Here is a 26,293-nt window from a genome sequence, read left to right as displayed (position 1 = left end):
GCCGTGCCCTGAACGAGGTGCTTTTCCCCGGGACCGAACAAAACATGCCAACGACCATCGTTAAATCTGCGGTCGACGTGGAATTCCCTCGCATCGGTGTCGCTTTCGGCTTGATGGCGGCGGTCATCTGGGGCGGCTTCCTCGTGGTGTCCCGGCACGGTGTCGTGCTTGGCCTGGAAGCCGTGGATATCGCGTTTCTCCGTTATGTCTCGGCAGCTTTGGTGATGCTGCCGATATTACTGCGCCAGCCGGGGCGGGGGGAGCTGGTGCAACTCGGCTGGTTCAAGCCGTTGATGCTTGCCATGCTCGCGGGGCCGCTGTTTCTGGTCGTCGGGGCCAGCGGGTTTTATTTCGCGCCGGCGGCGCATGCGGCGGTTATCCAGCCGGGCGGCATGACGCTGACCAGCGTCTGTTTCGCCGCGATCCTGTTTGGCGAGCGATTGACTCCGGCTAAGCTGGCAGGCCTCGCGTTGCTTGTCATCGGGCTGGCGACGATTGCCGGTCCAGATCTGTTCTCGGGGCAGTCAGAAGCGTGGAAGGGCGATATCCTGTTCGCGACCGCAGGCACGATGTTCGCCGGGTTTACGATCCTGGTACGCCGCTGGCGGATCAGTGCCTGGACTTCGACCGCCATTGTCTCCGTTCTGTCCGGTTTTCTCTTCGGGCCGCTCTACCTCATGGTTTGGGGGCCAGAGCGTCTGCTGGCGACGCCATTTGAGGCAATCGTCGAACAGGTCGTCGTGCAGGGAATTCTATCTGCCGTGGTCGCCCTTTTTGCCTTCGCGCGTGCCGTTCATCATCTTGGCCCCGGCCGAGCCTCCTTCTTTCCGGCCATGGCGCCGTCCATGGCAATCCTGATTGCCATACCGGTGCTTGGCGAATTTCCGAGCATCCTGCAATGGGCAGGCCTGGCAATTGCCACGCTGGGCCTTGTCATAGCCCTGCGCCGTCCGGCTTAAATTTCTCGGGCGGCTTGAAGGCACCGGACCTTTCCCGCATCGCGCATGGGACCGGCATTTGGTGATGGAATTGCCAAACGCTCCGGGTTCGATTAAATATCAGTCTGCATCAAGAGTTGAGCCGACGCTCAACGCCAACCTGCTCTCCGGGCAAGGTGGCGCTCCTCTAAAGGAAGATGTGGCCGAACCGGCAACTAATCGGGTCTCGCCATAACGTCTGCTCTGCTCGATGCGCCTGAACAGCAGAGGACGTTTAAATGCCGATCAAGATTCCGAACGATCTTCCCGCCTTCGCTGCGCTTGAAGCCGAAGGCGTCATGGTCATGCGCGAGGCGGATGCCATCCGTCAGGATGTGCGGCCTCTCAAGATCGGTTTGCTGAATCTGATGCCGGACAAGATCCGGACCGAGACCCAGATTGCCCGTTTGCTCGGCGCCGGACCGCTGCAGGTTGAGTTGTCCCTGATCAAGATGACGGATCATGTGCCCCGCAACGTGTCTGCGGAGCATATGATCTCCTTCTATCAGCCGTGGGAAGATGTGCAGGACGAGAAGTTCGACGGGCTTGTGATCACTGGGGCTCCGGTCGAGAAGATGGAATATGAGGACGTGTCCTATTGGCCCGAGCTCTGCCGGATCTTCGACTGGACACGAACCCATGTGCATTCCAGTTTCATGATCTGCTGGGCGGCGCAGGCTGCGCTCTATCATTTTCACAGGGTGCCGAAACATGCGCTTTCGCAGAAAGCTTTCGGTGTTTATCGGCACCGCAACATGGCACCGGCCTCGCCGTATCTGCGCGGTTTTTCCGACGATTTTTCCATTCCGGTTTCCCGCTGGACCGAGATTCGGGCGGCCGATATTCCGGTGGATTCAGGTATCACTACCCTGATGGACTCCGCGGAGAAGGGGCCCTGCCTGCTTGAGGACAAGGCGCGGCACACGCTCTTTATGTTCAATCACATCGAGTATGATTCAGACTCGCTCAGCGACGAGTATTTCCGGGACCGTGAGCGTGGCCTCGATACGGCGATGCCCCATGATTATTTCCCGGACAACGATCCGGAGCGTGCGCCAAAGAACCACTGGCGCAGCCACGCGCATTTGCTGTTCGCCAACTGGATCAACCAGATCTACCAGACAACTCCATTCGATATGGCTTTGATCGGGTCGGAATCAGTAGAAGCGTAATCAGTCATCTCTTTGTGTCCGGGTCGCAATATTCTAACGTCCGGCACCAGCAAGTCTGAAGACGCCACATGCAAGCGGCGTCAGTATCAAAAACGGGGTAGGAAATGACTGATACAAAGGTTGCCATCATTACGGGGGCCGCGCGCGGTATCGGCCTGGCGGCGGCACTCAAGTTCCTGGATGAGGGCTGGCGCGTGGCGCTGCTCGACCGGGACCGCGAGACGCTGACCCGGGCGATGGAGGATCTTGGTCAGCGCAACGGCGCGATGCCGATCTTTGCCGATGTCTCCGATCCGGATCAGGTGCGTCGGGCGGTCGAAGAGACCGAGGCCGCATTCGGGCGCATCGATGCGCTGGTCAACAATGCCGGGATCGCGAATTTCAAGCCGGTGCTGGAGACCAGCTTCGAGGAATGGTCCGAAATCATGGCGACCAACCTCAACGGGCCGTTCCTCTGCACCAACGCCGTCGCGCCGGTGATGTTGAAAACCGGTGGCGGAGCGGTGGTGAACATCGCTTCCATCTCCGGTTTTCGGGCAAGCACGCTCCGCGTTGCCTACGGCACCAGTAAAGCAGGGGTATTGCATCTGACGAAGCAGCAGGCGGCCGAGCTCGGCAATATAGGCATCCGGGTCAATGCGGTTTGCCCCGGCCCGGTGGACACGGCGATGGCCCTGAAAGTCCATACACCGGAAATTCGGGCGGATTATCACGCCAACATCCCGATGAACCGTTATGGCCTGGAGACGGAATTGGCCGAAGCGATCTTTTTCCTCTCAAGCGAAAAGGCGAGTTATATCAACGGTCAATACCTTGCGGTCGATGGTGGCTTCGAAGCCACTGGCATCGGGCTCTCGACACTGCGGGAAGACTATTGAGGCTACAGAATTGAGCCTTTTACCAAGGCGTTGGGAAGTGCGTCATCTTGGACGTTGCGTGCTGGCTGTGGTGTGACAGATTCTGACTGCAAACTGGTCTTATTCACTGCCAATTCATGACGCTTTGTAGAACGCTGGTTTCCTGATGTTCCTGTCCGGATCGAGTTGTGGGGTATTTAGCTGCGCCGCGTTTCTCGGCTACCCCGCTTCTCATTAAGGCTGCATTCCAATCGACTTTCAGGGTTCTAGCGGTGGCGATTTGATTTTTTAACTATAAAATAATCTAGGGTTTAATTTTTCTGTTTCTTTCGAGCGTTGTTTTTTAAGCTCAATCGCCTCACGTGTTTCCTGAAGTCTTAATATTCACACTAAAATTCTGTCATAAATCAGGTTTCCAGCCGAAAAAAAAGAATGCCGACGAAGCTGGTCAATGGCTGTCGCCTCGATCTCTTTGTAAACCCTTGCGATGCGACCGAGTACTGATGTATGGTTTGCAGCAGTTTCGGAATACACATCTAAAAATTGCGACATAGAACGGGCCCTTTTCAGCAACAGCGCTCGTCGGGGTGTCTGATTTATTTTCCTGCGGCCGTTTGGGATCGGCTCAGGGCGGCGGGCCGGAGATTCGTCTCCGGCTCGCCGTGTCTACGCATTGGCATCCCATGCTGTTTGCAAGTGTCCTTAAACGAAACTTCCAAGTGTTTCCGCGCATTCCGAGAGCAGTGCGGCTTTCCCAGCGCAAATCTCCTTCTTCTCGAAGCGTGCAGCTGGTCCAACGATGCCGAGAGCGGCTTTTGCCATGGTGTCCGGCCCCAGGACCGGGACCGCGATGGAGGAGACGCCGGGCTCATATTCCCCCGTGACATGGGCGAACCCGCGTGCGCGAACCGCAGCAAGGTCTGTGCGAATATCGTTCGGGTCTGTTTTGGTTGTTGTCGTGAAGGCGGCGGACGGCTCTGCGAGGATACCTTCAACTTCGGCAGGGTCGCTGAACGCCAGCAGCACGCGGCCAATCGCAGTCGCGGTCAGGGGGAGTCTCGAGCCGATGTTGAAGCCAGAGGTGATCAGCGCCGGATCGCCGGGTGAATAGGCAACATAGATCGCGTCCGCCCCGTCCCTGACTGCGAGCGAGATCGCATCGCCGAGGCGCTTTGAATAGGCGGCCATCACCGGCTGTACGGTGCGCCCGAATTGCCGCTCCTTTAAATAGCCGTTGGCCAGCCGGAGTACGCGCGGGCTTGGTGTATAGGCACGGTTTGTTTCCAGGAGGTAGCCGAGCTGGACCAGTGTCAGGACCAGTCGTCGCGTCACGGAGCGATTGATGCCGGTTGAGCGGGAGAGCTCGGGGATCGTGAGAGGGGTTGCGGCATGCTCGAACGCTTCAAGCACTTCCATGCCCTTCATGAAGGTGAGCGAGATATCCTTGTCGGCGATCATGGGGCTCCCGGGTCTTGACCGCATCCTCGGTTTGCGGTGTATTTTTGAATTTGATCAATAATAGACCGAATGTTCGATAATCGGTCAAATCTATATGTCAGCCTCGACCGATCCTGGGCGGGAACTGGCAGGAGAGGCATGCAGTGGGAAGCAAGATCACCGTTCATTTCGTGCGGCCGGATGGGTCTGTCGAAACGGTTGAGGCGGAGACGGGCGAGTCCGTCATGCAGGCTGCTGTTTTTAATGACGTCGAGGGGATCGAGGCTGAGTGCGGCGGAAGCTGCATGTGCGCGACCTGCCATGTCTATTTCGACGATGCGGTCTCCAGTCTTTTGCCCGAAGCCGAAGAGGAAGAGACAGTGATGCTGGAGGATGCGGCTGCCGAAGTGCGCCCGACCAGCCGCCTTTCCTGTCAGGTCAAACTCACGGCTGAAATGGACGGGATCAAGGTTCAGATCCCGGATCGTCAGTACTGAGGAAATCAATATCGCAATACCAGGTCGAAGCGCTTAGACGCGGAGGAGTTCCCAGCCATGATGAGCCAGGAAAAGAACGACGAGATCACGCTGGTCGGTGCCGATCAGCCGGCGGGACAATTGCTGCGGCATTACTGGATGCCGGCAGCACTCGCGGTCGAGCTTGACGGCCCGCGCCCGGTCGCCCCGGTCCGGCTGATGGGTGAGGATCTCGTGCTGTTCCGCCGGGAAGACAACACGCTCGGCCTGATGAGCCGGTTCTGCCCGCATCGCGGGGTCGATCTCTGCTACGGACGGCTTGAGGGCGGCGGCATCCGTTGCTCCTTCCATGGCTGGCATTTCGACCAAACCGGGCAATGCACCGAGCAACCGGCGGAGCCAGACGGCTCGCGGATGCATGAGCGGATCAAGATTTCCAGCTATCCGGCGGTCGAGAAGAACGGTGTGATCTGGACCTATATGGGGCCGGGCGAGCCGCCGGCCTTTCCGGCTCTCGACTGTTTCCGCGCGCCCGACACTCATGTTTTCGCCTTCAAGGGCCTCTGGGAGTGCAACTGGCTGCAGGCGCTGGAGATCGGTATCGACCCGGCGCATGCGTCCTTCCTGCATCGTTTCCTGCAGGACGAGGATCCGGCGGATGGCTACGGCAAGCAGTTCCGTGACAAGGCCGCCCAGAGCGACATGCCGATGACCAAGGTGCTGCGGGATTTCGACAATCCGGAGCTGAAGGTCGAGGAGACCGATTACGGGTTGCGGATCATCGCACTGCGCGATCTCGGCAACGGTCAGCGCCATGTCCGGGTGACCAATCAGGTTTTCCCCTGCGCCATCACCATTCCGATGTCGAACGAGATGACCATCACCCAGTGGCATGTGCCGGTGGATGATACCCATTGCTACTGGTACTCGATGTTCACCAGCTTCGGCGCACCGGTCGACAAGGAAAAGATGCGGGAGCAGCGCCTGAAAGAGCACCGGCTGCCGGACTATGCGCCGCTTCGCAACAAGTCGAACGAGTATGGCTACGACCCGGAAGAGCAGAAGACCCTGACCTATACGGGCATGGGGCTGGACATCAATGTGCATGACCAGTGGGCGGTGGAGTCCATGGGCTCTGTTCAGGACCGGACCCGGGAACATCTGGCCTCTTCCGACGCAGCCATCGTCCGCTACCGCCGGATGCTGCGCGCCGCGATCAAGAGCGTGAAGCTGGGTGAGGGTGAGCTGCCGCTGGTGATCGACGAGGCCACGGCGAAGGACATCCAGGGGCCGATCTCCATTGATGCCATCGGGCCGACCGAGGAATGGGAATCCGTCTGGACCGACCGGGATGCCGGCCGGCGTGCGTCCTGTAGCTGGGACGCGGCTCTCTCGTGAGTGACGTGAATGTAGATCAAGCTGCCATCGACGCCGTTCTGGCGCGGGTAGCGGAAGAGGGGCTGGAGGTCGTCCGCATTTCCTTTGCCGACCAGCATGGAATCTTGCGCGGCAAGACCGCGATGGCGGCTGACCTGGAGAGCGCCTTCCGGTCTGGCGTCGCCATGACATCCACCCTGCTGCTGAAAGACACCTCGCACCGCACCGTGTTTCCGGTCTGGCAGGAGGATGCCGGGTTTGGCGCCGGGCGGCTGACTGGCGCTGCGGATGTGTTGATGCGGCCGGACCCAGCGACCTTCAAGGTGTTGCCCTGGTCGCCACATTCCGGTTGGATGCAGGCGGATCTTACGGATACCGACGGTGCGCCGCTTGAAGTCTGCTCACGCGGTATTCTACGCAGTGCGGTCGAACGGCTGAACGCGCAGGGCTACGACCTGATCACGGGTCTTGAGGTCGAGTTCCATGTTCTGAAAGTAACCGACCCGAAGCTCGGTCACGGTGACACCGGCCAGCCGGAAGCGGCGCCGGAGACCGAGTTGCTCTCCCATGGCTATCAGTATCTGACCGAGGACCGTTACGATCGGCTGGAAGAGGTGTTCGATCTGGTTCGGCGCAATGCGGTGGCGCTCGGTCTGCCCGTGCGATCCTTCGAGGCGGAATTCGGGCCGAGCCAGTGCGAGGTAACGTTCCATCCGGCGCCCGCCATGGAGCACGCGGACAATATGATCCTGTTCCGCTCCATGGTGAAGCAGGTCTGCCGCCGCGCCGGGCTGCACGCGACTTTCATGTGCCGGCCAAAATTCAAGGATGCGATGGCCAGCGGCTGGCACTTGCACCAGTCTTTGGTAGATCTCAAGAGTGCCGAGAACCTCTTCGTACCGGAAGAAGGTGAGGCGCTGTCCACACTTTGCGGAAACTGGGTTGCGGGTCTGCTGGAGCACGCGGCCGAGAGCTGCCTGTTGTCGACGCCGACGGTGAACGGCTACAAGCGCTATCGTCCTTTCACACTGGCGCCTGACCGGGTGCAGTGGGGCCGGGATAACAAGGGCGCCATGATCCGCGCTCTTGCGAAGCCGGGGGACAAGGCCAGCCGGATCGAGAACCGGGTAGGCGAGCCGACGGCGAACCCCTATCTCTATATGGCGTCGCAGCTCCTTGCGGGCCTCGACGGGATTGAGCGTGGGCTCACAGCACCTGCGCCGGTTGAGCGCCCTTATGACAGCGATGCGGACAAACTGCCATCAAGCCTGGAGCATGCGATTGCCCTGTTTCGGCAGAGCAGCTTCTTCCGGAAAACGCTCGGCGACGCCTATGTGGACTATTACAGCCACATAAAGCAGGCGGAGTGGGATCGCTACGCCCAGACGGTCTCCGAATGGGAAGAGCGGGAATATTTCTCCCTGTTCTAGCTTTTATTGTTGGCACGAGTGAAAGATTGGACCGCGCCGGAAAGTAATTGCGCTCGATCCATTCCCTCCCGCGTTCGGGCACCCGTTTTGCTGTGCATATTATTGTAGTGCGCCCCCCTCGGATTCATTGACAGTTGGTCTGTCATAAGTATCTTCACACAAGTTAATAAATGCGAATCATTCTTATTTTCACCCGCAGGATGTGAAATGTCATATCGACCGCGCATGAAATCCTCCGTCAGGAGCATCGTTCCGGTCCATGACGTCAATTACCTGCAGTTCGAGCACATGGTCATCGATCACTGGCAGGTCGAGGCGAAGTCTGGCGCAACCGGAGAGTACATCTCCCCAGACCCCCGCTTTGTCGTGTTTTTTGACGGCGCGACTGTGGCTCTTGAGCATGGCGGTGCGGAATCAGGAACTGTCTGCGGCGCCTGTTATATTCCGGCGGGGCTGCCCGTTTGCAGCAAGATCCTTACGGCAGGCTACCTCGAACATATCGATATCCATATCGAGCAAGAGCAGCTTTTCCGGATCGTCGGAAAATCCGCGGATATGCAGTCGGCGGCTTTCCTCTCTGCTAGCATCGAGTTGCAGCAGCTCTCCGGACTTCTGGCGGATGAATGCCGGAAATCCCGGCGGCCGGCCGGATATGGAGAGGCGCTGGCATCCGGCGTGATCCACGAGATTTTCCATCTCAATGCCCAAAGTCGTAGGCATGACGCCGCGCCAGCCTGGTTCGACGATGTCCTGGACCATGTGATGGAAAGTCTCGACCGACGGCTGAGCATTGAGGAGCTTGCCGCGGTGGCTGGCATGTCGCGCTCTCAATTCTCGAAATGTTTCAGGGAAACGGCGGGGCAGCCGCCGCATCAGTGGGTGATGGAAACCCGGATACAGCATGCACAGCGCCTGCTCAGTGACGGGGCTCATCTCTCCCAGGTGGCGCACGATACCGGATTTGCCGATCAGGCCCATTTCAGCCGTTGTTTCCGGCGCTCAACCGGCTTGCCGCCGGGGCAATGGTGCAAGCGATACAATTCTTCAAAAAGCAGAGCGATCGTTCAAGACAGCCTGTCCCTGCAAAACTAGTAAGGATCAGTTTCTACTGGCTGCGCGCCATACAGTAGTTTTGTCAGGTTCGAGGACAGATCATGATCCGAATATTTTCACCGACGGGCTCTTATCGGCTCGTTGTTTTGCCGGCCCTTCTCAGTCTTTCTCTTGGCGGCGTTGCCGCTGCGCAGGACAGCTCCAGCGCAACGGTCCTCAAACCTATTGTCGTTCTTGAGAATCAAGAGGATACGACCGGTTCCGCGGCGGACACGAACAACCCGCCGACCGTGACCGGCTCCAAGGTTCCCGTTTTTGCGACCGAGGTTCCCCAATCGCTGTCGATTCTGGGCGAGGACGATCTGAAACGCTTCAACGCGGATCGTGTCAGCGAAACGCTGCGCTATACGGCCGGCGTCACCAGCGACGTGTTCGGCGACGATAATGATTACGACTGGCTGCGCGTTCGCGGGTTCCAGGCTGACCAGACCGGTATCTTCCTCGATAACGCACAGAACCTGGCCTTTGCCTTCGGCTCCTTCTACACGGACCCGTATGCTCTTGAGCGTATCGAAGTGCTGCGTGGCCCGTCCTCGGCGCTTTATGGCGGCTCCAATCCGGGCGGCATCCTGAACTATGTCTCGAAGCGTCCGGGCGATCGGGTCCGGGAGGTGATCCTTGGTATCGATGACGCGCCCGCCGGCTCCGTCGCATTCGATTATGGCGATCCGCTCGGCGACGGGCAGGCTTATCGCGTGGTCGGCCGCTTCAAGGGCGGTGACATGTATGACGATTTCAACTCCGGCCTGCGCGGCACACTGGCACCGTCCTACAAGTTCAGGACCACCTCCGGCACCGAAGTAACGCTGCTGGCCAATGCGCATATCGCCGAGGAACAGCATAACGGCAGCACCTTTCTGCCCTATGCCGGCACGGTCCAGCCGACGGCGGAATTCGGCTATATCGACCCTGATGCGAACTTCTCCGACTCCGACTGGGACAAGTATTCCCGCGAGCAATTCTCGGCTTCCGGTATCGTCGAGCATACCTTCGACAACGGCTTTACCCTGACCGGCATCGGCCGGGGCGGTGTCGCCAGTGTCGAGGAACGCTACTGGTACCCATTCGGATATGCCGGTTACGCGACCACACCGAGCGACTCAGATGGCACGCTCAGCATGCTGGCGTTCGAACATGACACGCTGGTCCGGACTGCCCAGACCGATATCCGTTATTACGGCATCGTGGAGACCGGCGAAGTCAGCCACGACCTGCTGTTTGGCCTCGATGCACGGCATTATTGGCTCGACGAGACACAGGCCGTTGGCTATGGCTCGAACCAGGTGGTGAACCCGTCCAACCCGGGCACGCCGACGCTGAACCCGCCATATCAGGACTCCACCACCACCCAGGCGCAGCTCGGTCTCTATATCCAGGACCAGCTCCGCTTTGGCGATGGCTGGATCCTTACCGGCAACCTGCGTCATGATTTCGCCGATACGGAGCAGGACGGGTCCGCCGGCTTCTCCCGCAATGACAGCGAGACATCCTATCGCGGCGCAGTTGCCTATGAATTCTCCAATGGCGTGACGCCCTATGTCACCTACTCGACTTTCTTCAACCCGCTGATCACGTCGCCTGCTAACGGCGTGACGAAGCCGGAGAGCGGCGAGCAGGTCGAGCTGGGCCTGAAATGGGCTCCGCATGGCGGCAACTTCTACGTGACCGCAGCCGTGTTCCAGATCGACCAGGAAAATGTCGTGACAGGTGCGTTCCCGAACTTCGACCAGTTCGGCGAAGCACGGTCCCGCGGGTTCGAGCTGGAAGGCGCCTATAGCTTTGGCAACGGTCTGTCCGTTGCCGGTGCGGCAACGCTGCTCGACGTTGAAGTCACAGAGGATGCGGATGCCTCGCTTATCGGCAAGACTCCGACACTGGTGCCGGAGAACGAAGTCGCGCTGCGGGCGGAATATGAGTTCCAGGATCTGGTCGACGGCCTGACCGTTGGTGCCGGGGTCCGGCGCCGGGGCGAAAGCTACGCGAACAGCTCCAATACCCTGAAAGTGAAGTCCTCGACGATTTTCGATCTTTATGGCGGGTATGAAATTCGCGAGGGCCTGGCTCTGAATCTTGCGGCGACGAACATCGCCGACAAGCGCTACGTCACGGGCTGTCAGACGGAATATGTCTGCTCCTACGGCTCCGGCCGTGAGATCAAGCTGACGCTGACCGCGAACTGGTGATCTCCCGCGATCGAGCATGATGGCTTGGAAATATCTTTGAGGAATGGGCCGGGTCAGTTTCTGATCCGGCCTATTCTTTATGGAGAAGGCTTACTGGCTGCGACCGGCCAGCGCGGTGAGAATGCCGCGGTAGGGCAACAACAGGCTGTTCTCGTCGAGGGCCGAGGGATGGTTCCAGGTCGCAACGACACAGCGTGCGATCCCGTCCGCCCCGACAACCCGGCTGGACAGATTAAGCACCCCGGTCTCCGAGCCGCCCTTATAGGAAAAATGCTGCCACTGACCTGGATCGACCGGGCCGGGATTGATACTGCCGCTCGGCAGATCTGAGGTCTCTTCCAATAGCGTGCAAAGCTCTTGGGCGGAGAAGAACCATTCTGCGGCCTTGTAGGTTGGCTCCGGCGCGAGTGCCTGGGCAGAGGGCAGAGGCATATTCGCGATACGCTCCAGAATAAGCCTGCGTGCCGCCTCATCCGCACCCGCCCATTCAAGGCGTAGCGCGGCATGCTCTCTGGTCTTCAGGGTGAACAGCTCCCGCGTGGTCAGGAACGGGCTGTTGCGGGGCGAGACGGCCTCTACCGCTTCCCGCCCGACCAGACGGATCAGCGCGTCGGTCGCGGTGTTGTCACTGATCGATATCATGACATGCGCCAGTGACCCGAGCGTGAGGGGTGTGCCGTCCGGCCAGTCCTGTAGCGTTCCGCTGGGCAGGGATTTCCATTCGGGCCGCAGTTCCACGACGTCGGACCATTGCTTCTCGCCATTGCGGACAGCGAGAGACAGAGCTTTCAGTATCGCGAGTTTCGCCGCGGACCCGACTGCGAGAGCCGCATCCGCGTTATGGGATATCAACGGCCTCCCGTCTTCGAGAACAAGCAGGGAGACCGCACCCGGCAGGCCGGTGATGGCTGCCGCATGCTCCTCGATCGATCCAGACGGCACCGGAGCGCCGAACCAGAGGCCCGCAATGCAGCCTTCCTGATCGAGGGCGATACGGGCGGGAATATCCGCACCCTCGAAGCGCAGCCGGTATCCGTCGCCGTCCGGCGTGATCCCTTGGAGTGCCCCGTAGCTCTGCTGCAGCTGGGAAAGAATCTGTGCGATTTTTGAGGCAGGGACCTGAGCGAGAAAAGCTGGTGAGAAGCGTGCATCGTCCAGCTTCTCAGCTTCGAACAGCGCCCTCAGGGTTGCGTCTGGTGTCATGCTTTCCGCGCCGGTGACGGATGGGATGCAGGGGGAGAATAGCAGCAGAAATCCGGCCAGTGCAGACGCGGATGAGAGGTGCCGGGCATGCCGGAACATCCTTGAGCGAAGAATCATCCCGCTTTCATGGTAAATTCGAGCCCGTGCATGTTGCCGATATAGAAACCGGGCTTGGTCATCCTGAACTGGATAACGGCCGGGCCGATCATGATGTCGGCGCGGTCGCGTCCGAGACGGACCACCTTGCCTTGCTCGGTCTTGTCCGTATCGGTGCAGGTTACCGAAACAATGTCATCCAGACGCATTTGGCATCCTCCGTTCCATGTGTGGAACAGAATGACACATCCTGTGTTTCGGTTTTGTGGAGTTTTCCGCCGAGGCGAATGGACCTCTTAGTTGAGGTCCATTTCCAGGATAGTCATATGGAAATCATAGGAAACATCGCCTTCTTCATCATCCTTGAAGATGACGCCGATGAATTCCCCATCCAGGGAGACCTCGGCCGAATCGTCTTTATTCGGACGGCCTTCGATGCTGATGCCGTGGTTGCCGAAGGTCTGGCGCAGGTAGCGCTGAACTTTTTCGATTTCGCTCTTTTGCACGGGTGTTCCCCTTGTTCGATTGAGCGGACGGGAATAGCGGAACCATGCCGATGGTTCAAGGCGTTCCGGTAAAACAGCTTGCCGCAGTTTTCCGTCGCTGCCTATCTTCCGATGCATGACCCAGCGCGAAACCATCATTATCGACTGTGATCCGGGAATTGACGACGCGGTGGCCCTGCTGCTCGCCTTCGCCAGTCCCGAGGAACTCGACATCAGGGCCGTCACCACGGTTGCGGGCAATGTGCCGCTGCACCGGACGGAGGCGAATGCCCGGCGTATCCGCGATCTTGCCGGGCGCGGTGAGGTGCCGATCCATGCCGGTTGCCCACGTCCGCTGATCAAGGCTCTGAAGACGGCGGACGAGGTTCATGGCAAGACCGGGCTCGATGGCAGCGACCTTCCCGATGCGATTTCCGCTCTGGCGCCGGGACATGGTGCTGACGTGCTGCGCCGCGAAATTTCCGCCGCGCCGGGTGGTGTTACGCTGCTGCCGGTGGGGCCGCTGACGAATGTCGCGCATGCGCTGGCGGCGCGGCCGGAATTCGCCGGGGAAGTATCCAATATCGTGGTCATGGGAGGCTCGACCGGGCCCGGTAACGTCACGCCCCATGCCGAGTTCAATTTCCATGTCGATCCGCACGCCGCCCATATCGTTTTCGAGAGCGGGGCACCGATCGTCATGCACGGGTTGAACATCACTCACCAGGTGCGGGCCAAGCCGGACTGGATCCAGGCGCTGCGGGCTCTGGAGACGAGGGTAGGCCATACGACTGCCGGAATGCTGACCTTCTACGGTTCCGACAAAGACCCGGCCCTGCATGACGTGTTGACGGTCGGCTACATGCTCTGGCCGGAACTGTTCTCCGGCGAGGCACGCCGTGTCGATATCGTCACCGAAGGTGTGGAGGCCGGTCGCAGCATCGTCCGCGATCCGGGTGACGGCACGCCGAACGCGACCGTGATGCTGGATGTCGATGCGGATGAGTTCCTCGCCCGTTTGCTCAACCGCCTCTCCCGTTATTCCTGATGTCTTCCGGTAAGCCAAAGGCCGATAAAGGGGCGACCGCAAGCGGCAGGCCGGCGCTGGCCCAGGACCCGCATGCGGTCAAGGAGCCTAAGGAGAACAATCTGGAGCAAGCGATCGGCCGCGAGGTGCGGGAATTCCGCAAGGCTCTTGGGATCACCGTCGCGGACCTCGCCACCGCCACCGGCCTGTCGGTCGGCATGCTGTCGAAGATCGAGAACGGCGCGATTTCTCCGTCCCTGACCACGCTTCAGGCTGTCGCCCGCGCACTCGGCGTGCCGATCACCGATCTGTTCAAACGGTTCGAGGAGCCGCGCAACGCGGTCTTTGTGAAAGCGGGCGAGGGGGTTCAGGTCGAGCGCAGGGGGACCCGGGCCGGGCACCAGTACAACCTGCTCGGTTATCTCGAAGGTAATACCAGCGGCGTTCTGGTCGAGCCCTATGTGATCAGCCTGACCGAGGATTCCGATATCTTCCCGGCCTTCCAGCATCAGGGCACCGAGCTGATCTACATGCTGGAGGGCGAGGTGCTGTACCGGCATGGGGACGAGACCTACCGGATGCTGCCGGGGGACAGCCTGTTCTTTGATGCGGATGCGCCGCACGGGCCGGAAGAGCTGATCACCCGGCCGATCCGCTATCTCTCGATCATTTCTTATCCTCAGCGTGGGTCGCAGGATTGAATAAATTATTCCTTAGGGGAAACTATTATTCTTCGTAATTGAGTTCCTGAAGGTGGGCTGCTAACCTCCCTCAGAACTTGATACGGAGGGTTGCCGGCCATGTGCGGCATCGTTGGATTGTTCCTGAAGGACAAGGCGCTGGAGCCACGGCTCGGCGCGCTGCTGTCGGATATGCTGATCACCATGACGGATCGCGGTCCGGACAGTGCCGGTATTGCGATCTATGGCCCGAGCGAAGCGGGTGCCGGAAAGATCACGGTGCAGTCCGCCGATCCGGCCTCGGACTTCAAAGGCCTCAAGGCTGCGCTTGCTAAGAAGCTGGGCGTTGCCGTCTCGGTGTCCGTCCGGGCGACCCATGCGGTGATAGCGGTTGATGTCGCCAAGTTGGATGAGACGCGGACAGTCCTGAAGGAGCTCCGCCCGGGCGTCACCGTTATGGGCAGCGGCGAGAGTGTCGAGATCTACAAGGAAGTCGGATTGCCGCAGGACGTGGCGGAACGCTTCAAGATTGGTGCGATGGGCGGCACGCACGGCATCGGACACACCAGGATGGCGACCGAATCCGCCGTGACCACCTTCGGCGCGCATCCGTTCTCCACCGGGCCGGACCAGTGTCTGGTGCATAACGGCTCGCTCTCCAACCATAATAATCTGCGGCGTGAATTGGTCCGCAACGGGCTCAGCTTCGAGACCGAGAACGATACGGAGGTTGCCGCCGCCTATCTCTCCCACAAGCTGGCGACCGGCAGCAATCTGGGCGCGGCGCTGGAAAGCGGGTTGAGCGATCTCGACGGCTTCTACACCTTCGTCGTCGGCACCAAGTCCGGCTTCGGCGTGCTGCGCGATCCGATTGCCTGCAAGCCGGCGGTGATGGCCGAGACGGACGAATATGTCGCCTTCGGGTCCGAATATCGGGCGCTGGTCAACCTGCCGGGCATCGAAACAGCCCGGGTCTGGGAGCCCGAGCCCGCAACCGTCTATTTCTGGGAGCATTGAGCGATGCCGACCTTTGATCTGGCGTCGGTTCCCCTGCGGGACCTGAACCAGGCGCTCCATTCTGTCGGGGCGGGAACGAACGAGAGTGATTTCGAGGTGATCAATCCGCGCGGCGCCCATGCGGTGGCAGTCGGGATCGATAAGCCGGTGCACGTCGATGTGCATGGCAGCGTCGGTTACTACTGCGCGGGCATGAATGCTGAGGCCACGGTCACCGTGCATGGCAGCGTGGGCCCAGGGGTGGCGGAGAACATGATGTCCGGTACCGTCGTGGTGAAGGGCGATGCCAGCCAGTATGCCGGTGCCACGGGCCATGGCGGCCTGCTGGTGATCGAAGGCAATGCCTCCTCGCGCTGCGGCATCTCCATGAAAGGCATCGATATCGTCGTGAAAGGCAATATCGGCCATATGTCCGCCTTCATGGCGCAGGCCGGAAACCTTGTCGTGCTTGGCGATGCCGGCGATGCGCTCGGCGACTCGCTGTATGAAGCGAAACTCTTCGTGCGCGGTGAGGTGAAGAGCCTTGGGGCCGATTGCGTGAAGAAGAAGATGCGGCCGAAACATCTGGCGCTGCTGGCGGATCTCTTGGCAAAGGCCGGTATCACGGATGCGAAGCCGGAGGAGTTCACCCGTTACGGCTCCGCCCGCACGCTCTACAATTTCAACATCGACAATGTCGACGCGTATTGAGGCCGGACAGATGACCTATAAAAATCCCCCGACCACGCCGCGCCAATCCGCCACGTTCGACGATTACACGCTGTCGGAAATTCGCCGCGCCGCCGCGACCGGCATCTATGACATTCGCGGTGCCGGTGCGAAGCGCAAGGTGCCGCATTTCGACGATCTTCTGTTCCTTGGTGCCTCGATCTCCCGCTATCCGCTGGAAGGATACCGTGAGGCGTGCGGTACCAATGTGGTGCTCGGCGCGCGGCACGCGAAGAAGCCGATCGAGCTGAAGATCCCGATCACCATCGCGGGTATGAGCTTCGGCTCGCTCTCCGGTCCCGCCAAGGAGGCATTGGGACGCGGTGCGACGCTCGCCGGGACCTCCACGACCACTGGCGATGGCGGCATGACCGAGGAGGAGCGTGGGCATTCCGAGATCCTCGTCTACCAATACCTGCCGTCCCGATATGGCATGAACCCGCACGATCTGCGCCGGGCCGACGCCATCGAGGTGGTGGTCGGGCAGGGCGCCAAGCCGGGCGGAGGCGGTATGCTGCTGGGCCAGAAAATCTCCGACCGGGTCGCGGAGATGCGCACCCTGCCGCAGGGCATCGACCAGCGCTCCGCCTGCCGTCATCCGGACTGGACCGGGCCGGACGATCTGGAAATCAAGATCCAGGAATTGCGCGAGATCACCGACTGGGAAAAGCCGATCTATGTGAAGGTCGGCGGCGCGCGGCCCTATTACGACACCGCGCTGGCGGTGAAGTCCGGTGCCGACGTGGTCGTGCTCGACGGCATGCAGGGCGGCACGGCGGCGACTCAGGAAGTCTTTATCGAGAATGTCGGTCTGCCGACGCTGGCCTGCATCCGGCCCGCCGTACAGGCGCTGCAGGATCTCGGCATGCATCGTAAGGTTCAGCTCGTCATTTCCGGCGGTGTGCGGAACGGTGCGGATGTCGCCAAGGCACTGGCGCTGGGTGCTGACGCTGTTTCCATCGGCACGGCGGCACTGGTCGCCATCGGCGATAACGATCCGCGCTGGGAAGAGGAATACCGCGCCCTCGGCACGACTGCCGGTGCCTATGACGACTGGCACGAGGGACGCGATCCGGCGGGCATTTCCACCCAGGACCCGGAGCTGATGAAGCGGGTCGACCCGGTTGCGGCCGGGCGCAGGCTGGCGAATTATCTGAAGGTGATGACGCTGGAAGCGCAGACCATCGCCCGGGCCTGCGGCAAGAACCATGTGCATAATCTTGAGCCGGAAGACCTTTGTGCGCTGAGCATTGAGGCATCGGCCATGGCGGGCGTGCCGCTGGCCGGGACGGACTGGATACCGGGCAAGACCGGACTTTAAGACAGGGACAGACAGGGCGGTGTGCAGCACCGTTTACCGGAGACAGGAGGTTTCATGACGAAGGATCTCGCGGCTTTCGCGAAAGAGAAGGGGGTCAAGTATTTCATGATCTCCTTTACCGACCTGTTCGGCGCCCAGCGCGCCAAGCTGGTTCCGGCCCAGGCTATTGCGGACATGCAGTCAGAAGGTGCGGGCTTCGCAGGTTTCGCGGCCTGGCTGGACATGACGCCGGCCCACCCGGATTTGTTTGCGGTGCCGGACGCCTCGACGGCGATCCAGCTTCCCTGGCGTAAGGACGTGGCCTGGGTCGCGGGCGATTGCGTGATGGAGGACAAGCCGGTCGAACAGGCGCCGCGCAATACGCTGAAGCGAATGGTCGATCTGGCCGCCGGGCAGGGACTGCGCGTGAAAACCGGGATCGAGGCCGAATATTTCCTGATCCTGCCGGACGGTACCGAGATTTCCGACCCGTTCGATACCGCCGAGAAGCCTTGCTACGACCAGCAGGCGGTGATGCGCCGCTATGACGTTATCTCCGAGATCTGCGACTACATGCTGGAGCTCGGCTGGGGTCCGTACCAGAACGATCATGAGGACGCGAACGGCCAGTTCGAGATGAACTGGGAATTCGACGACGCCCTGAAGACGGCGGACAAACATTCTTTCTTCAAGTTCATGGTCAAGTCCGTGGCCGAGAAACACGGCCTGCGCGCGACCTTCATGCCGAAGCCGTTCAAGCACCTGACCGGCAATGGCTGCCATTGCCATGTCTCGGTCTGGGACAAGAAGGGCAAGGAGAACGCGTTCGCCGACAAGAAGGACGAACTGGGCCTCTCGAAAGAGGGAATGCACTTCCTCGGCGGCATCATGAAACATGCCCAGGGCATGACGGCGATCACCAATCCAACAGTGAACTCCTACAAGCGTATCAATGCGGCGGGTACGGCGTCCGGTGCGACATGGGCGCCGAATTCGGTTACCTGGTCCGGCAACAACCGCACCCATATGGTCCGTGTGCCGGGTCCGGGCCGCTTCGAGCTGCGCCTGCCGGACGGGGCCACGAACCCGTATCTGCTGCAGGCGGTTGTCATCGCCGCCGGTCTCGACGGCCTTAAAACCAAGGCCGATCCAGGCAAGCGCCATGATAACGACATGTATGCTCAGCCGGAGCTGGCGGCCGATGCAGCCCGCCTACCGCTGAACATGCTGGACGCGTTGCGGACGTTCGATGCGGATTCGGGGCTGAAAGCGATCCTTGGCGAGGAATTCTCGGCCGCTTTCCTGAAGCTGAAACTGGGCGAGTGGAATTCCTACACATCGCACCTCACCGAATGGGAGCGCGAAACCACGCTCGACATTTGAGAATCCGGGTGCCCTGATAGACGTTCGCTCAGCCGGATAGGGGACCCGCGATGACAAAATTGAACGAACTGACTGCGTCCGAAGCCGTCCGGGTTCTGGCGGCGGGGGAAGCCTCGGCCGAAGATATGATGCGCGCCTGCCTGGACCGCGTTGGCGCACGCGATGACACGGTCCGGGCCTGGGCTTTCCTCGATCCGGAACTGGCGCTCGCCAACGCACGCGCCGCGGACAGGCATCGCAAGGCAGGCAACACGCTCGGCCCTCTGCACGGTGTGCCGGTGGGCATCAAGGACATCATCGAGACCGCGGACATGCCGACCGAGAACGGCTCCGACCTCTTCCGGGGGCAGCGGACCGGGCGCGACGCCGATTGCGTTGCCCGGCTGCGCAATGCCGGTGCGGTGATCATGGGCAAGACGGTGACGACGGAGCTCGCGAACACCAACCCGAGCAAGACCCGCAATCCGCATAATCCGGAGCACTCGCCGGGAGGGTCCTCCGCAGGCTCCGGAGCGGCGGTCGCCGATTTCCAGGTCCCATTGGCCCTCGGGACCCAGACCGGCGGTTCGGTGATCCGGCCCGGCTCGTTCAATGGCATCCATGCCCTGAAGCCGTCTCTCGGGCTGATCCAGCGCGAGGGCGTCCTGATGCAGTCGCATACGCTCGACACGGTCGGCGTCTACGGCCGTTCCGTGGAGGATCTTGCACTGATTGCGGGCAGTCTTTCCGCTTTCGATGCCGCGGACTCTTTCAGCTTTGGCGGCCGGCGCCCGGATCTCGTCGCGGAGTCCAGGCTCGAAACCCCAGCGCCGAGATTTGCCTTCCTCGAGACCCCGGCCTGGCCGGAGGCCGACGCGGGTGCGCGCGAGGCCATTGAGCGCGTGGTAGACGGGCTTGGCGCCCGGTGCGTCCGGGAGAACCTGCCGTCTCCCTTCGATCGCATTCTCGACTTTCACGCCACGGTCATGGCGGCGGAAATGGTGCCCTATTATGGCCCCCTCATCGACGCCAGTCCTGACAAGGCCAGCGACATGGTGAAGGCACGCCTCGCCACGGCCCGCAAGGTCGCCGCCGGTGATTACGTGGAGGCGGTGCTGGCGCGCGGGCCGATAAACGACTCGCTGATATCGCTGCTGGATCGCTACGACGCGGTGCTCTGCCTGCCGGCGACCGGCCCGGCGCCGCACGGTTTCGCCACCACGGGATCGGCCGTGTTCAACGGTCTCTGGACCTATCTCGGCGTGCCCTGCGTGACCCTGCCGAGATTGAGCGTCGACGGTTTGCCGCTCGGTGTTCAGCTCGTCGGCAAGCCGGGCGACGACGGTAAACTGCTGCGCACAGCCCGCTGGTTGGATCAGGAGCTGGCCGGTTAGTCGAAAGTCTTTACTCGACTGCCTGTGCCTTCGCTGCAAGCCGCGCCCGTCTTTGCCGGAACGCCTCGCGCTGGGCGATATAGAGTGTGCTGGCGACGATCAGACCGGCGCCGATGATTGTGCGTTCGTCCGGGACCTCCGCGAACACGATATAGCCGGCACCGGCGATGGTGATCAGGCGGAGATACTGGAACACCGAAATCGCGCTGGCTTCACCGACGGCGTAGGCCTTGATGTCGAAATAGACACGCGCCGTGGCGCCGATGCTGAGCACGATCAGCACAATCCAGAGCGACTGGTCCGGCCAGACCCAGTGAGACAGTGCGGGCGGCGCGCTGGCCAGCGTGCTCATCACCATGAAATAGATCATCAGTGTGCCGGGCGGGTCGTCCTTGGAGAGGATCTTGCCCTGGATCAGCAGGACGGCGAACAGGACGGCACTGATCAGCGCCGAGAGCATGGCGAACTCGATCGTGTCCAGGGTCGGGTTCACCACAACGACAATGCCGGCGAAGCCGACCAGGGTGGCGCCCCAGCGGTGAATGCCAACCTTCTCGCCGAGCATCGGCCCGGCCAGCGCGGTCATGAACAACGGGGTTGAGAAGAACAGAACAGAGGCCGTGGTGATCGGCAGGTTACTGAGAGCATAAAAGCCCGCATTCATCGAGATGGCGCCAATGGCGCCGCGCACCAGATGCATTTTCCAGCGCCGGCTGAACAGCAGGCGCTTGCCGTAGCCGATGACGAAAGGGGCCGTCATGGCCAGCGACAGCACGCAGCGGACGAATACGATCTGCGTGGAGGAGAGACCGTCGGAGGCCATCTTGACCCCGACGGTCATCACTGTCGCCGCCAGACAGGAGGCGAGGATCCACAGCGCTCCCTGGAGATTGTTGGAGAGCGCTGCTTTTGGCATGGATCAAACGAGTCCTTCGAGGCCACCGTCGACGGCGAGCGCCTGGCCTGTGATATGGGCGCCGGCTTTCGAGCAGAGGAACAGGATCATGGAGGCAATATCGTCCGCCGTGACGAAGGTCTTGAGAGAGGCTATCGACGCCAACTCGTCCCGCATCGCATTCTCGGAGACCTTCTTTGCCGCGGCCTTCGCCTTGATCACCCGGTCGATCCGGGCGCCTTCGACCGCGCCCGGGTGAACGGTGTTGCAGCGGATCCGGTCGGTGCCGAGTTCGATGGCAATCGTCCGGGTGAATCCGACGATGCCCCATTTCGCGGCGGAATAGGGGCTGCGCATCGGGAAGCCGAATTTACCCGCGGCCGAGGAGAGATTGACGATGGAGCCGCCTCCCGCCTCACGCAGATACGGCACGGCCATCTGGGTCATCAGGAAGGTGCAGGTAAGGTTGATGTCGATGCAGGACTCCCAGTCCTCCAGATCGACATCTTCGACCGGTCCGGTCGGCCCGGCGGTGCCCGCATTGTTCACCAGGATGTCGAGCCCGCCGAGATCATCGATCGCGGCATTGAACATTTTTTTCAGCGCCTCTTTGTCGGAGACGTCCGTCAGGGTGCCGTTCAGATTCGGAACCTTGTCCCGTGCGTCTTCAAGCTGGTCCTGATCGATATCGCAGATAAACACTTTGGCGCCGGCTTCGCTGAACAGTTCGGCAGTGCGGCGGCCGATGCCCCCGGCGCCCGCCGTGATCAGTGCGCGCTTGCCCGTTAAGTCGAGCTTCATGGTTTCCCCCAATTTTCAGATTTTCGATGGTCTGGAAAAGTGACTATAGCGGGATTGCTGCAGTGCGGCAGCAGGGAAAACGGCGCGAGATTCATTCCAGGGAGGAGAAAAACCAGACTATTTTTCGAACCGGCTCTTCGCTTTGTCGCGGGCCTGTTCCTTGTTCTCGCTGCCATAGACCAGGCCGGCGATAACGAAGGCGAGGGAAAGGCCGAGGGCGGACATGGTGGCGCCGAAGCCCCAGAGCGGGCCGTATTCGCGGCCGATGAAGACGATGCCGTACCAGAAGGAGAAAAATGAGGCGACGGCGGCCATCAAGAGGAAGCCGATGCGGATGCAGAGTCCGCCGATGCGGTTGGCCGACATCAGCTCTCGGAAGGCGGCGCTGGTTTCGGCATCACGGATTGCCTTGGTGATGTCCTTGCGGGCGCGCTTGGTCCAGTCACCGACACGCATCCCGGTCTTGCCGTCGGTCCGGCCGGGATTGAGGATCACCTCTTTCAGGTCGTCGACGATCTCTTTCGCCCGCTCTTCCGCAGGGCGCCGTTTCAGGCTGGGAAATGCCGAGTCGTTGTCGCGGTCCTTTTTGTCGTCAGAAGAGGCATCGCGTGTCAGATCGAACACGGAGGGTGTACGGTCGTCGGCCATCAGGCTGGCGGCTCCTCTGAAGCTGTTCATCGCATAAACCTCACGCGCATCCCTGCGCGACCATTTCATGCAAGTAGCGGTTCAGGGTCGTCGTTGCAACAGGCTCGGCAGGATCGAACAACAGGGTAAGGGCAGCCGTTTCAGGATCATAGCGCCGGACGGAGATCTTGGCGTTGAACAACGCTCCGGGACCGGCGGTCGGCACCAGCACGCGGAGTTCCGCCCGGTCGTCCGGCTTCAGGTTGCCGTAATAGCCGACAATCTTGATTCCGTGCGCATTCCAGTCGTCGATCGTGTAGGGGGTCGATCCGACCACGGCCGTCATCGGGGCTGTTGCGCGTGGTGCACGGCGGCGCTCATTTGCCAGTGACTGCTCGGCAGGCTGGGCGGTGGACTGCGACATCTGCGGCCTCGTTTCTGTCATTCGCGGTTTTCTTGGCGGTCCCGGCCCTTCTGTTCCGGCCCGCGGTGGATGCCAGAAATGTAAGCAACCTGCGTGCCATTTTTTCGGCCGTCGCGACAATTCCTTAAAATAGTTTGAGTTTTGTTGTTTTTTGTAAGGACGGGTGCGTGGCCTGGCCCGGTTCGGCAAGTTCTGCCGGACTGAAACTGCCGGACCGGCTTCGCGTGCCTAGCTATGCCGGGCAATGACCTGATCACGGGCGGGCCAGGCTGGCCGGGTCGCAATATCTTTCGAGGCGCAGGCGCTGCAGCGCATCCGGGTGCCGATTTCCGGCACGGGATAATCCGGGCCGAGCTGCGAGATCAGCATGGCCGTGGCCGCTTCGGCATTGTGACCGCAGCGGTTGCACCAGCAGAACACGCCGATCCCGGCGCGAGCAAGATCAGCGAGAGTAGCCGGTCGGCTGCGCTGTTCGTCCCGCTGCAGGGCCCTGTCTTTGAAACGTCCCATCCGTCGTGTCCATGTTGGAAATCAGAATGAGAACATAACAAGAACATTTGTGGCGAACAAGCGGATGACGAGATCTTGCAGACTACGTTCCGGTGACGATTAGCGTCGTGGCCAGGCGGGCTCCGCCGTGCCGATGGGGCCGGCCGGGATATCCCAGGAAACCGGCACGCCTGCGACCGTGACTGCGGAGGCCAGGCGGCGTGCAGGGCCCCAATGGGTCTCTTCGATAGCCGGGGCGAGATCGGCTTCCGTTTCCGGGGCGAATTCCGGCATATCCGTGCTCTGCCTTTGGCTTTCGAGCAGAACGGCAGTGCGGGCGAGGGAGGTGCGGAAGTGACTGCCGTCTCCGCTCCTGATGCGCTCGGCAAGACCGCTTACGGCCGCTGTCGCGACGATGAAACCGGTCGCGTAATCCAGTGCCTGGACGGGAAGCGGTGTCGGCTTATCCTTGCCGTAATGACGCATTCCGGTCTCGGCGAGGCCACTGCTCATCTGCACGATGCTGTCGAAGCCGCGCCGCTCGGCCCATGGGCCGGTCCAGCCATAGGCACAAAGCGCGACATCGACCAGCCCGGGGTTGAGGGAGCGGCGTACGGACGCGCCAAGGCCTAGGTCGGCAAGGGCATCGGAGCGATAGCCATGCACCATGACATCGGCTTCGGCAATCAGCTCTTTCAGGCGCTCCCGGTCTTTATCCTTGCGCAGGTCGAGAATGGCCGATCGTTTGCCGAGGGTCATTTCCTCTGCCAGCGCCTCGTTCCAGAGATCGGCCGGCGGGTCGACCCGGAGCACGTCTGCCCCGTATCCGGCAAGAAAGCGGGTGGCGGTCGGCCCGGCCAGAACCCGGGTCAAATCGAGCACTCGGATACCGTCCAGCGGGCGGGCGCGGTTCACTTCCCAACTCGCCGGAGAGGGGCCGGAGAAAGCCTCGTGATGCAGCAGTGGCTCGCTGGCGACGGCCTCGCCCTGTGGATGTGCGGCCCAGGCGGCGCTGGAACGCAACTCACCGGCGCAGCCACCGGCGGAGACCACGGCGTCTTCGAGTTCCGCGGCATTCCATGCGGCCACGGCGGCGGCGACATTCGCTCGCTCGGTTCCTTTGGTGTCAGGTACGCCAAGGGCCGTCAGGGCAGCCTTGCGGTGGTGCGGCGCGTTGGTATGAAGCCGGATCCAGCCGTCCTTCGTTGCGTAGTCTCCAGCCACGGCATCCCATTGTGCGGGCAAGTCCCATCCGTCCGGCCGCAGCGAGCTTTTGTACCAGAAGGAGGCAAGCCGCCGGTCCACTTCGACAGCGGGATCCGCGTCGTGCCGTACATTGATCAATTCGGCGATGGCCTCTCCGGCGGCGGCGAAGGAGGCGGATGCCAGATCCGTTACCGCATAGGCAGAGGGCAGAACACCCGGGTTGGCGACGGTTGGCGCCGGCCGGTCGGGCAGCCGGGCGGCTTTCCGGATTTCGGAGAGGAAGGCATCGAATGGGGACATGGTTTCAACCGGTGACGAGGCGGGGCAATTTCTCGAAGCGAGAGATAACGTCTACCAAAGATGGTGACGATGCGATCTTTTTGTAACCCGACACCAGCTCAAAGGTCGGCTGGCGCTGGCCTTTGCGCTGCTTCTTGGAAACCGAGAACAACGGTAGCTCGTGGCTGTGGCGGAAAATCGAGAAGGCTGCGCCGTCATCGGAATGGTCGATTGCATAGTCGCGCCATTCGCCGGAAATCACGCGGCTTGAATAAAGCGCGAGGAGCTGGCCGAGTTCTTTTTTTGTGAAGAAGAGACCGCGCTGCGGCGACCGGCTTTTTTTGAGCCGAATCAAATCCGCCATGAGCTGATCACCGTTGGATTTGTTGCCGTTTCATGAAAGACAGTTTTCCCGAAAAATCGCCCGGCGTAAAGGCCGCGATACCGGAAAGTACGGAGAGCGTGAGAGCGGTTTGATTTCGGCGGGCGCGCCATGTAGGTTGCGCTCTTCCGCTGGAAGCCAGACGCGCGGAATGCTGTCTGGAACAAAGGCGCAGGGACTTGTCCGTCGGCCATTCGTTCGAGCGAGCGAAACGGGGACGGCGCATCGCAACGGAGACACGCGTGGCAGACATTTTTCGCGAGATTGACGAAGAACTCCAGCAGGAGAAGGCGGCCAAACTCTGGAAACGGTATGGCCCCTATGTCATCGCGCTTGCAGTCCTGGTTATCGCGGCAGTTGCCGGATACCGTTTCTGGCAATCCTACGAGGCAGATCAGCGTGCGGCCCAGTCCGCTCGCTATGAAGCTGCGGCAAAAGCTCTCGGCGAAGATCCTTCGGCAGCAGCGGCCGGGTTCGGCGCGCTCGCAATCGACGGCAATGCCGGTTACGCGGCTCTTGCGACACTGCGTCAGGCTGCCGCCGCGATTGAGGCCGGCGATACCGAAGGCGCGGTGCTGATCTACAAGAAAATGGCCGGGGACCAGAGCGCGCCTGCACTGTTGCGCGACCTGGCCCGCCTGCTTTCCATCTCGCATCGGATCGATAGCGGGGACCCGGCGGAACTTTCCCGGGAAGTTTCTGCGCTCGCCAACACCACTGGCCCTTGGCGCGCTCTGGCCCGCGAGACCGAAGCGATGATCGCGCTCAAGGCCGGGGACAATGCGAAGGCCCTTGAGATCCTGCAGATGCTGAATGCCGATGCGGCGACACCACGGCAGCAGCGAGCCCGGGTGACGGAACTGATCAGCGCCATCGGCGCCGAGTGAGCGGGAGCG

General features: G+C 61.2%; 27 protein-coding genes and 1 riboswitch. Of the genes, 16 read left to right on the top strand and 11 right to left on the bottom strand.

Annotated features, from left to right (window positions below):
- Positions 1-44 precede the first annotated feature (44 nt).
- The 3 genes from IG629_RS08060 (at position 45) to IG629_RS08050 (ending at position 3,027) form a co-directional block, all read left to right on the top strand.
- Positions 45-959, top strand: a complete 915-nt coding sequence (locus IG629_RS08060; protein WP_193171440.1) for a DMT family transporter — start codon at positions 45-47, stop codon at positions 957-959.
- Between the two features lie 101 nt (positions 960-1,060).
- Positions 1,061-1,167: riboswitch (SAM-I-IV-variant riboswitch) on the top strand.
- A 49-nt stretch (positions 1,168-1,216) separates the two neighbouring features.
- Positions 1,217-2,149 (top strand): homoserine O-succinyltransferase, encoded by a 933-nt coding sequence (locus tag IG629_RS08055; RefSeq protein WP_193171439.1) that lies wholly within the window; start codon positions 1,217-1,219, stop codon positions 2,147-2,149.
- Between the two features lie 104 nt (positions 2,150-2,253).
- On the top strand, positions 2,254-3,027 hold the full coding sequence (locus IG629_RS08050; RefSeq protein ID WP_193171438.1) for an SDR family NAD(P)-dependent oxidoreductase: 774 nt from the start codon (positions 2,254-2,256) through the stop codon (positions 3,025-3,027).
- A 681-nt stretch (positions 3,028-3,708) separates the two neighbouring features.
- Here IG629_RS08050 and IG629_RS08045 read toward each other — a convergent pair.
- Positions 3,709-4,464, bottom strand: coding sequence for an IclR family transcriptional regulator (locus tag IG629_RS08045; protein ID WP_193171437.1), 756 nt, complete (start codon positions 4,462-4,464; stop codon positions 3,709-3,711).
- A gap of 143 nt (positions 4,465-4,607) precedes the next feature.
- Here IG629_RS08045 and IG629_RS08040 point away from each other — a divergent pair, with 143 nt between their 5' ends.
- The 5 genes from IG629_RS08040 (at position 4,608) to IG629_RS08020 (ending at position 11,022) form a co-directional block, all read left to right on the top strand.
- The gene (locus IG629_RS08040; RefSeq protein ID WP_319025040.1) at positions 4,608-4,940 is read left to right on the top strand and encodes a 2Fe-2S iron-sulfur cluster-binding protein; all 333 of its coding nucleotides are present in this window, start codon (positions 4,608-4,610) and stop codon (positions 4,938-4,940) included.
- A 57-nt stretch (positions 4,941-4,997) separates the two neighbouring features.
- Positions 4,998-6,317, top strand: coding sequence for a Rieske 2Fe-2S domain-containing protein (locus tag IG629_RS08035; protein ID WP_193171436.1), 1,320 nt, complete (start codon positions 4,998-5,000; stop codon positions 6,315-6,317).
- Positions 6,314-7,726, top strand: a complete 1,413-nt coding sequence (locus IG629_RS08030; protein ID WP_319025039.1) for a glutamine synthetase family protein — start codon at positions 6,314-6,316, stop codon at positions 7,724-7,726. Before IG629_RS08035 ends, IG629_RS08030 begins: the two co-directional genes overlap by 4 nt.
- Positions 7,727-7,933: 207 nt before the next feature.
- Positions 7,934-8,818 carry a helix-turn-helix domain-containing protein gene (locus tag IG629_RS08025; RefSeq protein WP_028465621.1) on the top strand — a complete coding sequence of 295 codons (885 nt, stop codon included), beginning with the start codon at positions 7,934-7,936 and terminating at the stop codon, positions 8,816-8,818.
- 62 nt (positions 8,819-8,880) lie between these two features.
- Entirely contained in the window at positions 8,881-11,022 is a 2,142-nt protein-coding gene (locus tag IG629_RS08020; RefSeq protein ID WP_193171435.1) for a TonB-dependent siderophore receptor, read from the top strand.
- A 90-nt stretch (positions 11,023-11,112) separates the two neighbouring features.
- Here IG629_RS08020 and IG629_RS08015 read toward each other — a convergent pair whose 3' ends face one another.
- The 3 genes from IG629_RS08015 to IG629_RS22595 all read right to left on the bottom strand — a co-directional run bounded on the left by IG629_RS08015 (position 11,113) and on the right by IG629_RS22595 (position 12,965).
- On the bottom strand, positions 11,113-12,225 hold the full coding sequence (locus tag IG629_RS08015) for a serine hydrolase (RefSeq protein WP_193171434.1): 1,113 nt from the start codon (positions 12,223-12,225) through the stop codon (positions 11,113-11,115).
- Positions 12,226-12,338: 113 nt separating this feature from the next.
- Complete coding sequence (locus IG629_RS08010) at positions 12,339-12,530, bottom strand: hypothetical protein (RefSeq protein WP_028465618.1); 192 nt, start codon at positions 12,528-12,530, stop codon at positions 12,339-12,341.
- 87 nt (positions 12,531-12,617) lie between these two features.
- Complete coding sequence (locus IG629_RS22595; protein ID WP_226886537.1) at positions 12,618-12,965, bottom strand: DUF3126 family protein; 348 nt, start codon at positions 12,963-12,965, stop codon at positions 12,618-12,620.
- On the opposite strand from IG629_RS22595, the gene IG629_RS08000 reads away from it, so the two are divergent.
- The 7 genes from IG629_RS08000 to IG629_RS07970 all read left to right on the top strand — a co-directional run bounded on the left by IG629_RS08000 (position 12,943) and on the right by IG629_RS07970 (position 20,294).
- Positions 12,943-13,854: a nucleoside hydrolase gene (locus IG629_RS08000; RefSeq protein ID WP_193171433.1), complete on the top strand. Its 912-nt coding sequence runs from the start codon at positions 12,943-12,945 to the stop codon at positions 13,852-13,854. The genes IG629_RS22595 and IG629_RS08000 overlap by 23 nt on opposite strands.
- Positions 13,854-14,534, top strand: a complete 681-nt coding sequence (locus IG629_RS07995) for a helix-turn-helix domain-containing protein (protein ID WP_193171432.1) — start codon at positions 13,854-13,856, stop codon at positions 14,532-14,534. The genes IG629_RS08000 and IG629_RS07995 overlap by 1 nt, the downstream gene beginning before the upstream one ends.
- Before the next feature lie 99 nt (positions 14,535-14,633).
- On the top strand, positions 14,634-15,530 hold the full coding sequence (locus tag IG629_RS07990) for a class II glutamine amidotransferase (RefSeq protein ID WP_028465614.1): 897 nt from the start codon (positions 14,634-14,636) through the stop codon (positions 15,528-15,530).
- 3 nt (positions 15,531-15,533) lie between these two features.
- On the top strand, positions 15,534-16,220 hold the full coding sequence (locus tag IG629_RS07985; protein WP_193171431.1) for a GltB/FmdC/FwdC-like GXGXG domain-containing protein: 687 nt from the start codon (positions 15,534-15,536) through the stop codon (positions 16,218-16,220).
- 10 nt (positions 16,221-16,230) lie between these two features.
- On the top strand, positions 16,231-17,559 hold the full coding sequence (locus tag IG629_RS07980; RefSeq protein ID WP_193171430.1) for an FMN-binding glutamate synthase family protein: 1,329 nt from the start codon (positions 16,231-16,233) through the stop codon (positions 17,557-17,559).
- Positions 17,560-17,613: 54 nt separating this feature from the next.
- Positions 17,614-18,921, top strand: coding sequence for a type III glutamate--ammonia ligase (glnT, locus tag IG629_RS07975; RefSeq protein WP_193171429.1), 1,308 nt, complete (start codon positions 17,614-17,616; stop codon positions 18,919-18,921).
- Positions 18,922-18,971: 50 nt separating this feature from the next.
- Complete coding sequence (locus IG629_RS07970) at positions 18,972-20,294, top strand: amidase (RefSeq protein WP_193171428.1); 1,323 nt, start codon at positions 18,972-18,974, stop codon at positions 20,292-20,294.
- A 10-nt stretch (positions 20,295-20,304) separates the two neighbouring features.
- On the opposite strand, the gene IG629_RS07965 is transcribed toward IG629_RS07970, so the two are convergent.
- The 7 genes from IG629_RS07965 to IG629_RS07935 all read right to left on the bottom strand — a co-directional run bounded on the left by IG629_RS07965 (position 20,305) and on the right by IG629_RS07935 (position 25,379).
- Complete coding sequence (locus tag IG629_RS07965) at positions 20,305-21,210, bottom strand: DMT family transporter (RefSeq protein ID WP_193171427.1); 906 nt, start codon at positions 21,208-21,210, stop codon at positions 20,305-20,307.
- Positions 21,211-21,213: 3 nt separating this feature from the next.
- Positions 21,214-21,990 (bottom strand): SDR family oxidoreductase, encoded by a 777-nt coding sequence (locus IG629_RS07960; protein WP_028465608.1) that lies wholly within the window; start codon positions 21,988-21,990, stop codon positions 21,214-21,216.
- A 117-nt stretch (positions 21,991-22,107) separates the two neighbouring features.
- Positions 22,108-22,668 (bottom strand): hypothetical protein, encoded by a 561-nt coding sequence (locus tag IG629_RS07955; RefSeq protein WP_028465607.1) that lies wholly within the window; start codon positions 22,666-22,668, stop codon positions 22,108-22,110.
- Positions 22,669-22,678: 10 nt separating this feature from the next.
- Entirely contained in the window at positions 22,679-23,041 is a 363-nt protein-coding gene (locus tag IG629_RS07950; protein ID WP_156901203.1) for a hypothetical protein, read from the bottom strand.
- 228 nt (positions 23,042-23,269) lie between these two features.
- Entirely contained in the window at positions 23,270-23,551 is a 282-nt protein-coding gene (locus IG629_RS07945; RefSeq protein ID WP_028465605.1) for a hypothetical protein, read from the bottom strand.
- Between the two features lie 99 nt (positions 23,552-23,650).
- Positions 23,651-25,036 carry a CoA transferase gene (locus IG629_RS07940; RefSeq protein WP_193171426.1) on the bottom strand — a complete coding sequence of 462 codons (1,386 nt, stop codon included), beginning with the start codon at positions 25,034-25,036 and terminating at the stop codon, positions 23,651-23,653.
- 4 nt (positions 25,037-25,040) lie between these two features.
- On the bottom strand, positions 25,041-25,379 hold the full coding sequence (locus IG629_RS07935) for a DUF2794 domain-containing protein (protein ID WP_193171425.1): 339 nt from the start codon (positions 25,377-25,379) through the stop codon (positions 25,041-25,043).
- A gap of 260 nt (positions 25,380-25,639) precedes the next feature.
- Between IG629_RS07935 and IG629_RS07930 the strand changes: the two genes are divergently transcribed.
- Entirely contained in the window at positions 25,640-26,284 is a 645-nt protein-coding gene (locus IG629_RS07930) for a tetratricopeptide repeat protein (protein ID WP_193171424.1), read from the top strand.
- The last annotated feature ends 9 nt before the right edge of the window (positions 26,285-26,293 follow it).

Source organism: Nisaea nitritireducens, from assembly GCF_014904795.1.
Lineage (GTDB): Bacteria > Pseudomonadota > Alphaproteobacteria > Thalassobaculales > Thalassobaculaceae > Nisaea > Nisaea nitritireducens.
This window is presented reverse-complemented; position numbering and strand designations above follow the sequence as displayed.

Excerpts from the sequence above, each read along its gene's own strand:
- IG629_RS08060 (WP_193171440.1), top strand. The coding sequence starts at position 45 with ATGCCAACGACCATCGTTAAATCTGCGGTCGACGTGGAATTCCCTCGC.
- IG629_RS08055 (WP_193171439.1), top strand. The coding sequence starts at position 1,217 with ATGCCGATCAAGATTCCGAACGATCTTCCCGCCTTCGCTGCGCTTGAA.
- IG629_RS08050 (WP_193171438.1), top strand. The coding sequence starts at position 2,254 with ATGACTGATACAAAGGTTGCCATCATTACGGGGGCCGCGCGCGGTATC.
- IG629_RS08045 (WP_193171437.1), bottom strand. The coding sequence starts at position 4,464 with ATGATCGCCGACAAGGATATCTCGCTCACCTTCATGAAGGGCATGGAA.
- IG629_RS08035 (WP_193171436.1), top strand. The coding sequence starts at position 4,998 with ATGATGAGCCAGGAAAAGAACGACGAGATCACGCTGGTCGGTGCCGAT.
- IG629_RS08025 (WP_028465621.1), top strand. The coding sequence starts at position 7,934 with ATGTCATATCGACCGCGCATGAAATCCTCCGTCAGGAGCATCGTTCCG.
- IG629_RS08020 (WP_193171435.1), top strand. The coding sequence starts at position 8,881 with ATGATCCGAATATTTTCACCGACGGGCTCTTATCGGCTCGTTGTTTTG.
- IG629_RS08015 (WP_193171434.1), bottom strand. The coding sequence starts at position 12,225 with ATGACACCAGACGCAACCCTGAGGGCGCTGTTCGAAGCTGAGAAGCTG.
- IG629_RS08010 (WP_028465618.1), bottom strand. The coding sequence starts at position 12,530 with ATGCGTCTGGATGACATTGTTTCGGTAACCTGCACCGATACGGACAAG.
- IG629_RS08000 (WP_193171433.1), top strand. The coding sequence starts at position 12,943 with ATGACCCAGCGCGAAACCATCATTATCGACTGTGATCCGGGAATTGAC.
- IG629_RS22595 (WP_226886537.1), bottom strand. The coding sequence starts at position 12,965 with ATGATGGTTTCGCGCTGGGTCATGCATCGGAAGATAGGCAGCGACGGA.
- IG629_RS07995 (WP_193171432.1), top strand. The coding sequence starts at position 13,854 with ATGTCTTCCGGTAAGCCAAAGGCCGATAAAGGGGCGACCGCAAGCGGC.
- IG629_RS07990 (WP_028465614.1), top strand. The coding sequence starts at position 14,634 with ATGTGCGGCATCGTTGGATTGTTCCTGAAGGACAAGGCGCTGGAGCCA.
- IG629_RS07985 (WP_193171431.1), top strand. The coding sequence starts at position 15,534 with ATGCCGACCTTTGATCTGGCGTCGGTTCCCCTGCGGGACCTGAACCAG.
- IG629_RS07980 (WP_193171430.1), top strand. The coding sequence starts at position 16,231 with ATGACCTATAAAAATCCCCCGACCACGCCGCGCCAATCCGCCACGTTC.
- glnT (WP_193171429.1), top strand. The coding sequence starts at position 17,614 with ATGACGAAGGATCTCGCGGCTTTCGCGAAAGAGAAGGGGGTCAAGTAT.
- IG629_RS07970 (WP_193171428.1), top strand. The coding sequence starts at position 18,972 with ATGACAAAATTGAACGAACTGACTGCGTCCGAAGCCGTCCGGGTTCTG.
- IG629_RS07965 (WP_193171427.1), bottom strand. The coding sequence starts at position 21,210 with ATGCCAAAAGCAGCGCTCTCCAACAATCTCCAGGGAGCGCTGTGGATC.
- IG629_RS07960 (WP_028465608.1), bottom strand. The coding sequence starts at position 21,990 with ATGAAGCTCGACTTAACGGGCAAGCGCGCACTGATCACGGCGGGCGCC.
- IG629_RS07955 (WP_028465607.1), bottom strand. The coding sequence starts at position 22,668 with ATGAACAGCTTCAGAGGAGCCGCCAGCCTGATGGCCGACGACCGTACA.
- IG629_RS07950 (WP_156901203.1), bottom strand. The coding sequence starts at position 23,041 with ATGTCGCAGTCCACCGCCCAGCCTGCCGAGCAGTCACTGGCAAATGAG.
- IG629_RS07945 (WP_028465605.1), bottom strand. The coding sequence starts at position 23,551 with ATGGGACGTTTCAAAGACAGGGCCCTGCAGCGGGACGAACAGCGCAGC.
- IG629_RS07940 (WP_193171426.1), bottom strand. The coding sequence starts at position 25,036 with ATGTCCCCATTCGATGCCTTCCTCTCCGAAATCCGGAAAGCCGCCCGG.
- IG629_RS07935 (WP_193171425.1), bottom strand. The coding sequence starts at position 25,379 with ATGGCGGATTTGATTCGGCTCAAAAAAAGCCGGTCGCCGCAGCGCGGT.